Below are 598 nucleotides of genomic sequence, written 5' to 3'. Positions count from 1 at the left end.
ACGGGTTGCCCAGTGGCCGAGGACATCCCGGGAAAGACATGGAACACGCTCCAATCCACCCCTTGGTCCGTGGAACGCCACAGGCGCAACTCGGGCACGCGGTCGGCCCCGGACGGCAGGTAGGCACCGAAGTAGAGGTGTCCCGAATTGGGATCACGTCCCATTGAAGTGGCGCCCAGGGGCTGGTCCCCGGTGAGCAACGTTCCGGATGCGGCGTTCGTCCAGGTCCGCCCGCCGTCCGCGGAATACATGGGTTGCATGACTGGTGCCGTGAATGTTCCTGCGTTACCCATTGCCACGATCCGTTGGAGGTCTGTGTCCGGAATGGGCATGAAGACGTCTTTGTATCCCGGGATGGGGTCGTTCGGCCCAGGGGAGTGGAGCCGAACCCAGTCCACTCCGGAAGACTGGGTTCGCATCAGGAAACCGTCCTGGTGCACGGCGTATGCGTTGTCACCGTCGCCCCAGATGATCCGCAAGGGGAAGGCGTCTGCGGGGAAGGTGCGTACGGCCGTGATGGTCGGTTGGCGCTGTCGCGGTGGTTGGTCTCCGGAGATGTCCAACAGGGTCGCTCCCGCGGCCACCGGTGTGGTGTTTT

Annotated in this window: 1 protein-coding gene; it reads right to left on the bottom strand. The window is 64.0% G+C overall.

Going from position 1 to position 598, the window contains the following annotated elements; genetic code table 11:
• Positions 1-584: beta propeller repeat protein (locus GTW58_RS13590; protein WP_168023613.1), on the bottom strand; the 584-nt coding region annotated here is incomplete at its 3' end.
• Positions 585-598: the final 14 nt, after the last annotated feature.

This window comes from Kocuria subflava (genome assembly GCF_012163155.1).
GTDB lineage: Bacteria > Actinomycetota > Actinomycetes > Actinomycetales > Micrococcaceae > Kocuria > Kocuria subflava.
Note: the sequence above shows the minus strand (reverse complement) of the source record. Positions and strands in the feature narration are given on the sequence as shown.